The following is a 12,753-nucleotide window of genomic DNA, read 5'->3' as shown; positions in this document are numbered from 1 at the left end:
CCGAAGCCACCACCCCCTCAAGATGGCGCAAACAAAGCAATAACTTATAATAAACATGCAGTTACCAAAAGAAGTGATGGTAGATTTTTACATTTTCCTATGTGAGCTCTGTAAAACCGACGGCTTTTCTATATGAGCATTCTAGCATGTAACGTAGATTAAACTCACGATCTATACTTCAACCACACCATTAAAAACTGTATATTTATACAGACCTATTTGACAGGTAATATCTATGCTTATAACAATCGCATATCGCCATAACTATGGCCGAGTTTTACTGAATAAGTACGGCAGCCCCAATAACAGTAAAAGCATCAGCGGCCGAAAAGTCGCATGTGTTGTTGATGGTGAAGATCGCATGATTGAGTTTGCCGGTATTGTAAAATCGCACCGTGCTAATCAATTTAAACCTATCACGCTATTGCGCATCGAAGCATACTCGCATGACGAAACAGGCTTGTTTGGTTTTATTGAGTTACCCAAAGGCACGAAACTAAAAGGTGTATTGCATCACGATAAGGCTTACATGCTGGTTGATGAAAAATGTAAGCCTTGCACTGAAGATTAGTCGCGCATGAGACTTGCTAGATATTGCGCTCTGTTGCCAACCTGACGAGCCCAGCGGCTATTCAACATCTCATCCGCCGCCTTGCCATAGTCGCAAGCCTCTAATGCTGCAAACATACGTTTAAATCCGAAAAGCCCATTTATACCAAGGTTAAAGCCCATATCCATTAATACACGCTTTTTAGTATCGTCCAACGCCTCAAAGCCTTTGAAACGTCTGTTCAACTCGGCGTGTACGTGTTTAATGTCATTGCCTAGTAAGTAATCTATCTCGTCGTCTGACAAACCGCGCTCTTCAATATTACGGCCAACACCTACCGTTATTTTCCCACCTGGGCATACATACGCGAAATGACTCTTACCCTCATGGGTAGTTAGCTGCTTTTTCATCTCTGTCATTAAAACATCATTCACGATTTACACCTCTATTTTTTGATAATCGTTGCTAGTTAAAACCTTGCTCACTTGTTCATCATCTGCGATCACTTTGTCGTTAAGTTGTGCACCTATTGAGTTTGAAACCCATAATTGACCATCGTGCCGTTCTAGCTTCGCTCGTGATTGCTGGGGGTCCAAAGCGACCACTTGAGCACGAAATAAAACTTTCTGAGTGCCGTTACCAAGAACGCTCTGAAACTGTTTCCATGGATTGCCCGTTGCCATTAGTGGTGGACCTCCAAACTTACATCCTGCCAAACATCGGTTAAGCCGTTCACGGATATACCCGTCGAGATACATAAACCTGTTGTGTCACCAAATCGAACTATCATGCCGGGTTCAATTAAACTGTTGCCAAGTGGTACACGTATTCTCACTAACTCCTGACTCCCCGACTCGTTCATAATTCTGCGACCAAGATCTCTATTCACAGCGTGATCTTGCTGTAATGGGGAAATTACATCCGCACCTCTGTTGGCTCCAACTGTTCCCGACTTAAGCAGCTCTGTTGTGGTGCCAGTGGTATCTGAAACAACAAACAAAGAGTCAACTACAGGTGTGCTTTGGTCTGAACGTGATTCACTTATGATGTGAGATATATCGATAACATGATCGCATTGCTCGTCTGCTAGTGTGCTGTATTCGTCAGGGTTTCGTTTATATCTCGGTTCAACAGTTAATGCATCGTTGATACGATCTGGTTTAATCATTCCACCCGATGCCGCTACTACATCATTTAATAGTGCCAGCGGTGATTTACTGTTGTATGAGTATGAGCCAGAGGACAAGATCCAATCAGGCATGTTTGACCTGTCAAGCGTAAACCCTGTCGGTTGTATTTGCTCTTCAACAATTTGCCATGGTGATATAGGCTGATCAACTGTGCCAGTTTGCTTAGGCGCGTATGGTTCGCCTAAATACTTTGAGCGCCCTTCAGCTAAAAACCTATATTTAGTATCTGTAATGCTCGATATGGAGCGCTCAAACGAAGATACAAAGAAACGCCATACATGCCCGTTCACCTCCATCTCTATCTCATTCTGAACGGCCAATAAGCTGCCCTCATCCCCTACGAGCTCACCCGATAAAAGCCATGCACATGACTCAATGTCGAGGTTCAAAGATGCAGCCACTGGATTAATTTCATGTTTAGCGTTCGTTTGCTTATTAACAATCGCACATTTGATTTTGTTCATAACTATTAATGCATCCAGTTCAACTCTCACGAACTCTAGTTGTGCATCAGAAAGCCTAAGAGTTCGGAAGTCTAATTTTAATGGTGGTCTTGTGGGTGGCTGTATGATTGGTGGCTTTATTACTATCGGACGTTCGCCATGTATGACATTGCCTGCATTGCCCAACGACGACTCAACGGAATGGCTATAGTAATAGCCCCGATTGTAAAAAGGCGCTCGCAAAGTCAAGCTATAGGATGCAGCGTGCTCGAACAATGTGCTTAAGCTTTCTGCCGCAGCTACTGGCATTAAGACACCAAAACCATGTTGTGCAACCAAAGCTTCGTAACTATCTATACCAAACCATTGCCCACCCGTTAACCGAGGTAAAAAGCGAGCGCTTTGCTCTTGGAGTATTTGTGTTTTATACGCATCTTTAACGCTGAATAGTATGTTACGAGCAATTGAAGCCAATGAATCATGCGATATGATAAACATGTGATCCAGCTTTTTAGCACCGTATATGCCAACTTGCCGACAAACACTTTCACGCTGCATGTTACCAGCTACTGGCTCTATAACTTGGGCCAATTGAATACCATGTCGAAAGCCGTTGCTTACGCTACCTCGACCACCTCGTTCGACGTTTACATCATAATTCACCACACTTTCGAGTTGCATATCAGTTACTACTGCGTGACCAGTCAACGCAATGCCAGTGACAATTTCACCTATAGCATTAAGTGCTTGGAGTTTTGCCCGGCCAGAAATAAACAACGCAACGGGCTCACTGTCAGCGGGCTTTAGCTCAATTTGTGCATTTAACTGTCTTTCTTTTTCGAACGTAAGCGCTAGATAGCTCGGATCACCTTTAGGTGGCACCTGCACATCAATGATGAAATCAAGTTGAGCATTATCTTGACGCTTACGCGAAAACTTCATGAGATAGACCAATCCTGAATTGAGAACATCGCACCTCTAAATACGGTTGCGTCTTCAATTGGCAATCTCAAATCGGCAAAACTATCACTACCACCGATTGATAAAGTAGCGACAGTTACACCAGACGAGTCCAAAATCTCAGCGCTCGCCAATACACCAGATTCTAACAACATAACTGCTTGAGTGGGATGCATCCGCATAATGCCATTGTTTATTTCACTATACGAAGGGGTTGCTAATTTAATCTCGCTAAGTACATTTTTATTAGCATCAACCAACTTTATTAGAACCGCATTATCTCCAATAGACCTAAGCAGCTCATCCTTATAAGGTATACCTAACTGCATAGGTTAATACTCCGTTGGCGACTGGAAATCAGCGGCCACCGCGTTGTACTCAGCATCACCAAACGCGGGGCTGTCTTGGGCAATGATCATATATTTGGTGGTCAAGTCGAGGTTATCAAACCTGTAATTACCTGATTTATCGGTCATACTCTCGTCAATGATAATACCTGCCTGAGTAAAACACAGTACGCGCCGTCCCGCCGCAGGAATGCCATTAATCGTGACGGTACTTTTTATATAACCTTGACGCCTATTCAGGTCATGGATTTTATGCCCTTTCGCTATTCGTTGCGGATTCAGGTTGCGGGTGGCTTTATATTGAGGGTAGTTGCCGAATGGAAATGCCAGCTCACGGCTATGCGGTGACCCCCAAACTAATGATTGTGAAATCGTATGGTACGTGTATTCTACCTCTGCCATCACACTACCTCTGAACTAATATCAAATAAGACGGAAGATAGATAGCTTTCGTTAATGCTATTTGAATGTGACCCGCACAGCACCAGCAATAACTCCCTATCATGCCTTAAATTTTGGTAAATTGTTCGATGGTCATTCGTTTGTTTATGGTAGCGATTCACTAATAAAGGAAGTGTCCCTCTATACGTATAAGTAGAACCTTCGAGCTCCAAAACTGGTAAATCACTCTGGCTTAGATACACCCCATTATCAGCTAAATTTGGTGTCGAAAGACCATCACCAAGCAGGGACCAAAAGTTCATTAATCTGAATGGGACAACACCTTTTAATTGAGTATGAGAACGTGCCAGTCGAGCGCGAACTGGAGTACTATTGTATGAGTTATCATTCAAAAATTCGGTTAATTTATTGTAAGGTGTATCTGTTTCACTGAAGTTACCCCGAGTAATGCAGTGACTCCTATCGCCAGGTCTAACAGAGTCAATATAACCAACGCAGTACATTGAATTAGCTTCATAGTAAGAATAATTCCCACCGGTATTATCGTGCGTGAAATACACTATTTTATCGTTAGCAACTATGTTCCAGTCGCTCACATCTCTGTTGTTATACCAAGTATTACTAACCCACAAACTTGTGTAAGCCTCTTCAAAAGTGTCAATGTCTACAACATCACTTACTAATTGAACGCCCGCTCTAGTTCCATACGATGTACTAGAGCTACCGAACGAATGATCATCAACCACACGGATCAGAAAATCACCTTCATCAGCTTTGGTTCTGTATATGACAATGAGGCCATCACCTGATTCGTGTTCGATTGTCCAACCAACACCGGGGGTTCTCATTGTGATTGCACCGCTTACAGTTTGCGTAGGGACACTATCTAATTCAAACCATACCTGCGTAGCCGTTACCTTTGTTACCCGATGCTCACCTGTGTATTCCTCTTGGTCCGCAATAATCTCGATCACTTGATACTTTTGAAAACTATGTCCAGCTTGAATTGTCGCTACAGCGGCTTGCTCTGCTTCGTCGTATTCAAGTGCATCAACTTGAGTGTCACCAAACCCTGTTACTAGGCATGATTTGAGAATGTTGTTTAATAGCCCTGCTTGACGATTTGGTGCACCACATGCCGGCGCACCTTGGAACTCAGAAGTAAACCATTTTCTAGGGTATGTTGTAGCCATTATTATATTACCTATTGATGTTACCACGCGCTTCGAACTGAAATCGTTCACGTTCAGCGCTTGATGGTGTTGACTGTAAAACAGTGAGAATTAACCAGATTGGGAAAATTGCCCCGACTGTATTGAAACGAAGCACGTTGCCAGCGGCCCAACCATCGCCCCACCCTAAGTGGGGCACTGTAAAATAAGGGGTGCTGGTGTTGGGATTGAGCGGTGCAAATTCTGAATTAGTACTGCCAATCGCTATCTGCCCGGTATGCTCGCCAATTAACTTAAACGATGTATTACTGGTAAAAACTATCGCCCACCGTTCAGTGATCGCACCTAAGTTGTCGGTGGTAATTGGGTGATCCGCATCATTGTATTGCGCACTGGTTTGCTCACCTATGAGCGAGTCAGACCACTCCCCCGTCCACGTTCTTTGGTCGAATAAGCCTGTATATCGAGACCACAGTGACTTGGCGACAAGCAGTGATGAAACCTTCGCTTTTTGGGCTTTGTAATCATGTGACAAAGGTTTGGCTAACCTGACGGTACCTGAAATATCCACATCAGTCGCCACAGCCATATCCTCATAGCGATAGCTAATGACGCGCTCAGCACTTAAAACAGATTGAGCAAAAGTGATTTTCCCTGCATTTAAGTCGGTGACATAATCTGAGCTTTCAATACCTTCCACGCTTACCGAAGCAAGGCGGGGTTTATTTAAATCGATGACCATATTTGGCCCAACTGTGGCCGTGATAGTATCGGTTTGATGAACCAGCACAACATCACCTTTCGTGACCGTTGGTACACGACCATCACTGGGTAATCTAACTGGGTCAAGTCCAATTAAATCAGCGTCCAAAGGCAGATTGCTGTACGTTACGCACGAATATCTCAGCGTTGACATATCAACACCTTCATTCGTTTCAAACGTAACAACCCCAGTTTGGTGGTCAACTTTGCCAGTTACCAATGCGCTTATCAGCGCGCCCGATGCATCAGAAGTAACGGAGTGCCTGCCGCCTTCAGGGGCCACAAATGATAAGGTCATTGATTGAGGTGCCAAAGGGGCTGCTATGGTTCTAAATACTGCATTACTATCGACTTGGTTGTAATCAAGAGATGTTGAAAAGGCGACTCGCGCAAAGTTTACGTACTGCTCAGCTTGCCAGTTATCAACTTGAATTTGTGCGGAGAGGCTTTGCACACTGCCTACAGACGGCCCGCGAGCCCCTGTTGCATGGTCAATTTCATTGTATAATTTGCCGTCGTGCTCAAAGTAATATTTACCGGCCAGCCAAAAACGGGTGGTATTGGGTATAAGTCTCTCATCGTTTGACCGAGGCACATCAATAATAAGTTTTTCGCACTTAAACGCGAAGGAGTCAGAAGCGTTTGAGCTAAGACCACCATAGCGCACATTCAATGATGACATGTCATTGATGGTTACGTTGGTAACCGACTTGTCTCGTCGTAAAAAAATGTACTTGTAATATTTATACTTCACATCGCGCGCGACAGATAAAGATAAACTACGTTGGATCTGGATCACGCCCGTTTGATAATTAATTGACGCGACTTGCTCACCATAAGTATTTTTTAACCGTCCGTAACCATCATCAAAGCAAGGGTATGTTGTAGCTGCATCGTAAAAGTAATAGCGCAGTTGATTGTATTGCCCTTCCCGTCCTTGCTGGTCAGTTTCGACAGTGCTAGCAGACACCTCAAAATACACTGTACCTGGCTGCACGCTTTCGCCCAACTCAATTGTAAAAACATCATTCAAAAACGTAACAGGCCTACTTGCAGAATTAATTGACCCCAGCACATCGAAATCAATGGTAAATTCAGTGCTTTTTGATTGCAGCACGTGAGGTCTAAACTTGATCAAGTTTTTCGTTGCATCATGAATGAGAACGCCATCACCGCCGGACTCTGAAGCTTGCTTGTTCCCCCATTTTACAACGGGGGCCGTAGCAGTAGCATTTTGAGGTAAATCGATGATGAACCAAGGTTGGATGGTATTGTCACTGGTTCTATCAATGACACTAAATGTAGTCCCCCATTGCATCACAATATGGGTTTTTGCATCGGGCAGAGCACCCAAGGTTAATGTCAGTGTGCCAGTATTAAAATCAACGCTCCCCGTTCCTACTTTGTCGGAGCTGCCAGTCAGTACACCCGCGCCTTTATCTATCAACGTGTACCATTTGCCCTGAACCATATAACTAACCACTAGTGTGCCAGGTGAAGGTATTGGTGCCAATTCGCGAACGTAACTATAGCCGCGATTTGTAGAATCTATTTCAATCGAATCACTATTTGCGGTGGTTTTCTGAAGCGCAGCCGTAATAAACTTCACCTTTGTATTGCCATTCAATACCTGCATGTTTTCATTGAACTCAATAACACCCGTTTGATAGTCGATAGACGCAACTACCACACCGTCTAATAACAGGTTTTCGTTACTGTCATCAGTCATCGTAATACTTCCGTACTCAACAACTAGTGACCCATGCGCAATAGAACTTCCTAAAAACAAAGATTTATAGGGTTCTAACAATGTAGATACTGTGGTTTCATGTAGTGCACCAGAACCTGTTAACGAAGTCTTTTGCCCAAGCGCGTTAACGTCCGTGACTGGCGTTTCAATACGAGATGACGGCACAAGTTGAGTGAATATGTCATCGACATTGAGAGTCATGCTACCAAATGCAGCATCGTTAACCAGAGTAGATACGCCGTAATACTTCACCGCGTTTGCAACGATGGTTTCTCTTAATGTTGTTTCAGTTGTATTAAAATCCACGGGGCTGGGTTCACCGCCTTTGAACGTTTCACGCAGTGGCTCTGATATTTCAGCGGTGATTACCCTACGCTGAAACGATTGAAGGCTACCGCTATTTTGTACCGTGAAAGTACGTATTTCTGAAGAGTAATCAACAATACGAATATACTGCTCGTATTCGTTATCCTTGCTTTCATTGCTAATAAGTGATAACACTTCGCCTACATTTGGCTCTCTGTAGTCGTCCCGCTGCACAATTCGTATTGTTCGCTGCCCTCTAAGCTGATCCCCCAATAGCGAGCCCGGCCAAAGCGATGACCTCGCTAAGTAACGTTCAATTACATCTTTGGCATCTTTGCGGGTATCATAGTGATCAAACGTGGACATGAGCGTCACGCTCACGCTTTCATCTTCTGGTGGCTCAATTAGCGCAATGTTAGCGCCTGAGTACTTATCATCTGTCGGGTTATCTACGTGCAGATATACCTTGCGTAAACTAACTGATCCCGTAGCCCTATCCAAATCAGATATATCAGGAAAAATACTGTTTTCAGTACCATCAACAATAACTTGCCCAGTAATACGCCCACCACCGTCAAGCGTATCATCCATACGCTGCGACTCTTTGAATTTGATGTCTGATTGATGAATTGCCACTATAAAACCTCGATAAAGCGTATTTTTTCTATGTAGTAGGTATCTGCCATTAAATGGTTGATGACTAGGTGATCAGATTGGGCCAAGTCGAACTTAACGGTGTACTGCGTACCGTTGATAACCAGCGTCAATCTGTCTTCTTCTCTCAGTGCAGCGATGGCTTGCGCGTCTGCCAAACTCAACCAGCACCTATCTGCGCCACCTGTTAACGTAATTTGTCTACCATCTTGATATTTCCCCCGCTGAATAACGACCCTGCCCGTTACAGACATTTGATTGCTCTGGGCCATCGCTGAGTATTCAAACGGGTTGTGCGTTAAGCCCCTTGGTAACGTTAAATTATTGAGCTTTATCATATTTGCACCCTCAAGCCTGACTCTCTGAGAATTTGAATAAGTGAGTCGAGCATACTTCTGTTTTGCATTGCTAACTCAGCTTGGGCCCCGCTTGGTGATTCAAAGCGCACGGTGATCACTTCGCTCACCGCTTGCGCCTGCTGCCTAATAACGGGTGAAATGCTGGTAGGTGATGGAATTGCAACAGATTGTTGCGCTCTTTGGCTAAGCGTTCGCTTTGCGTTTTCAATTTCACGCAAATAAGCTGTTAGGTCTGAGTAGTCTAAATTGTTAAACTGGCGGCTAGCGTTACTTGCAAGTTTGTTCAACTCACTGAGTGATTTACTGCCTGATCGCACTTGCTCGGTTAGTTTGCGCATATGGAGCGTTTGGCTGATCACCTTTTGCTCCTGTTGAAACACTTTGTTTGACTCTCTCGCTAGGTCAACCCACCAACTACTTGATACACGGCCGTTTTCAACGATAGTACCTTGCAGTTCATCGTATCGAGCTTGCAACGATTCAGTTGATTGATTTGATAAGTCAGTCTGTTTACTCAGTTGTGCGCTAGACTTAGCAAAAATGCTGGTGTATCTCGTTGAGTTTTGAACCGCTTTTGAGTATTGGTTGAATGATTCGGCGCTTTCACGATTCCATCGAATGCTATTACGCACGCTTTGCGTAGATCTATCTTTCGCTTGAGTAAAACTATTAACGGCGCTAGTCGCTCGCTGTGTCGCTTCAGTATTACTCTGCGTTGCTGTGGTTTCAGCAACCACGGCATTTTTGAGAAGAGATTGCGTGACTTTCAAGGTATCTAACTTGGTTTGGTATTCGCCGAACGTGATCGTGCCTTGCCGATACTTCTCCGTTAACAACTCGATTTGTCTGGTGTTCTTTTCAGCTATCACCTGCAATTCAAAATTGGTTTTAGTCTCTAGCTCTGTTTGCACGCGTAAGCGCTCTTTGACTAATTGCAACTCTCGTTCAGCATTAATGCGTTGCAGCGTCAGTTTTAACTTTTCACTGTCCGTTTTTATATTCTTGTTTAACTGGTTATCAAGCTCCCAAATAGCATGTTCTAAATCAATCTCGGAAAGCTTCAGACCTCTGACTGTATCACTGAGCTGTTCATTTTGAGCAACTTGAATTTGCTGTGTTAAAACAAGCTTTGAGCTTTGTTCATTTAACCTTTCTTCGGCAAATAGTAATAACTTTGTTTTGGCCTCATAGTCAGCAATGCTAATAGTGCCTTTTTCAAACTCTGTTCGAAGCTCTTCAGATTTTTCAGTTAACTCTTTTCGATTGAGATTAAGTCGCTCAGCTTCTTCTCTCAGCGCCTTGTTGCGTGCAATCTCTTCTCGTTCAAGCTTGGCACGTTCTTCGTCACGTTTATTTTGAAGTGCGATCATCCGAGTGCGGATCTCGGCTTCCCTATTTGCACGAACGAGTGCCGCAGCGAGTTCAATATAAGCTTGTTCGTTATCAGCTAAATACTTATTAGCACTGATAAGGGTTTGGATCTGCTTCTGCTGTTCTTCACCTAACTCTGTCGAAGCATTTTTGTACTTCTCATAGACAGAGAGAAAATCTTCATATGCAGCACTAGACTCATCAAAAATACGGTCAGCAGCATGCCCTATGTCACGAAAATCTTCTTGGATCCCTGAAACAATCTTCTTGCTCGTTTCGCGCATCGCTTCAAGCTTTTCACCACTGACCCCGGCAAATTCAGCAATCGCAATTTTTGCTTCATTGAGTGTGAACGCAAAACCCTTTATGACTAAAGTAAGGCTGTTAAACAAAATCCGTACATTAGCCACTTGAACGGCTAATACCGCCCCAATGGCAGATCCACCTACATCACTAATGACATCATATGCCAGCCCAAACGATTCAACTACTTCGCTAACCCCCTCAGACAAATCTCCCATACCATTCATTAGCATGGTTACGACGGGCTCTAGGCTAGTTAACAGCTCTGAGGTTGTTCTCACGCCTTGGTCTAGTTCGTCGCTGAACGCCTCTCCCGCAGCTCGCTTTAGCCCGGTAAATTGATTAATTAGACGGGCAATCTGTGACTCTTGGTTTGCATAGACTTTCGCGGCTTCTTCAAAGTGCGCAGTAGAATCAACATATGCTTTGCCCGACAGATCCAATGCATACCGGAGTCGAGACACCTTGTTCGTCAAAACCTCAAATACTTCTAACGTTTCTTGTGAATCGATACCCAAATCACGCATGATGTTTGACAACAACACACCTTCACTCTTCGCGTTTGCCAACCCTTTAACTAAGCTGAATAAGACTTCTTCAGGCCTTTCCCCTAGGTTCTTCTCTATTTCTTGCGCAGTTAACCCGGTAAGCTCTTGAAGTCGCTCAAGCGCCGAGCCGCCCTTTTGTACGGCTTGCAAAATAGATTGTGACAAGCGCGTAAAACCAGAGCGTGAACGCTCAGCTTGTTGACCTGATTCTTTTAACACAGTACCGTAAGCGGCCGCTGCTGCACTGCCCACCTTAATCGCACTCGTACCCGTGACTATTTCTTTAGTCATGAATGCGATCTCGTCTTCAGTAACAGCGAAGTTATTACCTAGAGTCACCACAGAAGAAGCGAGATTATTAATTTGTGGTATGCCTTCTCCCGTCATCGACAGGATACGAGATAAAAGCGTTGCAGCCTCATCACCGGCTAAGTTGGTTGAAACATTTAACGCATCTGCGGCGGCCACAAGATCCAAAATATCCGTTGTGGACTTAGTGCCTAGCTGGCCAGCAATCTCGGCAAAACGTGCTAGTTCATTGGTGCTTGTCGGCATTATTTCCTGAGATAGTACCGCCAACTCTTCATGCATGGCCGCGATAACTTCACGCGCCTGCCCTGTAGTCTTCTCAACTTTTGTGATGGCTGCTTCAGATTCACCGTAGGCTTGCGTGCTTTGGCGCACCACCTCGATGGCTGATTGAGCCGCGATTAACACGGTGTAAATTTGCGCAAGTCGGCGTGTTGCTTTGGTTAGGCCATCTGTCGATTTGGCCGCTTTGTCTTTGCTAACCGAATCAACTTCAACTGCTCGGCGTGACGTTGAAACTTGCGCAGAGGTTAGCCCTAACTGCGATCTGAGCTGTTCCTCTTTCTTGATATACTGGCCTGATGTTATGACACCATTTTGCTTATCGCGATTGAGTTGTTCAAGCTGTCGCTCATACTTTTTGAGCGATAATGTAAGATAACGAGCCGCCGCCTCCTGCTTTTCTTTTTGCTCGGCGGCTTGCCTATCTGCTTCTATCTGCTTTCTGGTTTCTTCTGTGAGCTCTCCTGTAACACCTAAAAGCCTTTTTTCAGATTCAATGCGTTTTGCTACAGATTGAGTTTGCTTTGATAGCTCAGCGTTAAGGCGCTCAACTTCTTGTTTTTGGTTTTTATGTGCCTGCCCTAGTTGCTCTGAGACTTGCGTTAAATTCTTTGTGTGTGCACCAAATTGCTTAAGCTCAGCCTTAGAGTTATCGTATGCCTTTTGAAGGTTGTTCAACTCTTTACGTTGCTGCTTAAGTGACAACTTCGCCAGCTCTACAGACTGCTTTTGCTCATCTGTTGCTTTCTTATTATTCTTTACTGAAACAGTGAGATTTTTAAATTCGACTTCAGCTTTTGCTAACTCAGTTCGAGCTTGCGTCAATTGTTGCTTAAGCGATTGGAAAGAACTGATCGTGCCTTGCTTAACTTCAATTTGCTGTAAGTTTTGCTCAGCTTTTCTGGCTGTATTACCAAGGTTGCGCAATTGCTCCGCAGCTTGAACCAGCTCATCACTAGACAGGTTCTTAGCGTCAATTATGAGCTGTACGACTTCTTGATTATGTTCGTTGTTTGCCATAGAAAAGCCTTAAAAAAGGCCGCGA

At 44.2% G+C, this 12,753-nt stretch carries 10 protein-coding genes; 1 reads left to right on the top strand and 9 read right to left on the bottom strand.

Features of this window, described 5'->3' with window-relative positions:
• The first annotated feature begins 235 nt into the window (after window positions 1–235).
• Window positions 236–571, top strand: a complete 336-nt coding sequence (locus ACW689_RS01680; RefSeq protein WP_476287942.1) for a hypothetical protein — start codon at window positions 236–238, stop codon at window positions 569–571.
• Here the strand turns inward: ACW689_RS01680 and ACW689_RS01675 are convergent.
• The 9 genes from ACW689_RS01675 to ACW689_RS01635 are packed head-to-tail and all read right to left on the bottom strand — an operon-like array spanning window position 568 to window position 12,728.
• On the bottom strand, window positions 568–984 hold the full coding sequence (locus ACW689_RS01675; protein WP_476287940.1) for a glycoside hydrolase family protein: 417 nt from the start codon (window positions 982–984) through the stop codon (window positions 568–570). The two genes, ACW689_RS01680 and ACW689_RS01675, sit on opposite strands and share 4 nt — an antisense overlap.
• A gap of 3 nt (window positions 985–987) precedes the next feature.
• Window positions 988–1,233, bottom strand: a complete 246-nt coding sequence (locus ACW689_RS01670; RefSeq protein WP_476287938.1) for a hypothetical protein — start codon at window positions 1,231–1,233, stop codon at window positions 988–990.
• Window positions 1,233–3,125, bottom strand: coding sequence for a hypothetical protein (locus ACW689_RS01665; RefSeq protein WP_476287936.1), 1,893 nt, complete (start codon window positions 3,123–3,125; stop codon window positions 1,233–1,235). The genes ACW689_RS01670 and ACW689_RS01665 overlap by 1 nt, the downstream gene beginning before the upstream one ends.
• A complete protein-coding gene (locus ACW689_RS01660; RefSeq protein ID WP_476287934.1) occupies window positions 3,122–3,472 on the bottom strand; it encodes a hypothetical protein in 351 nt (116 codons plus the stop codon). Before ACW689_RS01660 ends, ACW689_RS01665 begins: the two co-directional genes overlap by 4 nt.
• Before the next feature lie 3 nt (window positions 3,473–3,475).
• On the bottom strand, window positions 3,476–3,892 hold the full coding sequence (locus ACW689_RS01655; protein ID WP_476287932.1) for a hypothetical protein: 417 nt from the start codon (window positions 3,890–3,892) through the stop codon (window positions 3,476–3,478).
• Window positions 3,892–5,085 carry a hypothetical protein gene (locus tag ACW689_RS01650; protein WP_476287930.1) on the bottom strand — a complete coding sequence of 398 codons (1,194 nt, stop codon included), beginning with the start codon at window positions 5,083–5,085 and terminating at the stop codon, window positions 3,892–3,894. Before ACW689_RS01650 ends, ACW689_RS01655 begins: the two co-directional genes overlap by 1 nt.
• A 7-nt stretch (window positions 5,086–5,092) precedes the next feature.
• On the bottom strand, window positions 5,093–8,518 hold the full coding sequence (locus tag ACW689_RS01645) for a hypothetical protein (protein ID WP_476287928.1): 3,426 nt from the start codon (window positions 8,516–8,518) through the stop codon (window positions 5,093–5,095).
• Window positions 8,518–8,874 carry a hypothetical protein gene (locus ACW689_RS01640; protein WP_476287926.1) on the bottom strand — a complete coding sequence of 119 codons (357 nt, stop codon included), beginning with the start codon at window positions 8,872–8,874 and terminating at the stop codon, window positions 8,518–8,520. The genes ACW689_RS01645 and ACW689_RS01640 overlap by 1 nt, the downstream gene beginning before the upstream one ends.
• Window positions 8,871–12,728: a phage tail tape measure protein gene (locus tag ACW689_RS01635; protein WP_476287924.1), complete on the bottom strand. Its 3,858-nt coding sequence runs from the start codon at window positions 12,726–12,728 to the stop codon at window positions 8,871–8,873. The genes ACW689_RS01640 and ACW689_RS01635 overlap by 4 nt, the downstream gene beginning before the upstream one ends.
• Between the last annotated feature and the right edge of the window lie 25 nt (window positions 12,729–12,753).

The organism is Pseudoalteromonas sp. ABE4_541, from assembly GCF_056312285.1.
The sequence above is the reverse complement of the archived record's forward strand: the minus strand, read 5'-3'. Positions and strand labels throughout refer to the sequence as shown.

Excerpts from the sequence above, each read along its gene's own strand:
- ACW689_RS01680 (WP_476287942.1), top strand. The coding sequence starts at position 236 with ATGCTTATAACAATCGCATATCGCCATAACTATGGCCGAGTTTTACTG.
- ACW689_RS01670 (WP_476287938.1), bottom strand. The coding sequence starts at position 1,233 with ATGGCAACGGGCAATCCATGGAAACAGTTTCAGAGCGTTCTTGGTAAC.
- ACW689_RS01665 (WP_476287936.1), bottom strand. The coding sequence starts at position 3,125 with ATGAAGTTTTCGCGTAAGCGTCAAGATAATGCTCAACTTGATTTCATC.
- ACW689_RS01660 (WP_476287934.1), bottom strand. The coding sequence starts at position 3,472 with ATGCAGTTAGGTATACCTTATAAGGATGAGCTGCTTAGGTCTATTGGA.
- ACW689_RS01655 (WP_476287932.1), bottom strand. The coding sequence starts at position 3,892 with ATGGCAGAGGTAGAATACACGTACCATACGATTTCACAATCATTAGTT.
- ACW689_RS01650 (WP_476287930.1), bottom strand. The coding sequence starts at position 5,085 with ATGGCTACAACATACCCTAGAAAATGGTTTACTTCTGAGTTCCAAGGT.
- ACW689_RS01640 (WP_476287926.1), bottom strand. The coding sequence starts at position 8,874 with ATGATAAAGCTCAATAATTTAACGTTACCAAGGGGCTTAACGCACAAC.
- ACW689_RS01635 (WP_476287924.1), bottom strand. The coding sequence starts at position 12,728 with ATGGCAAACAACGAACATAATCAAGAAGTCGTACAGCTCATAATTGAC.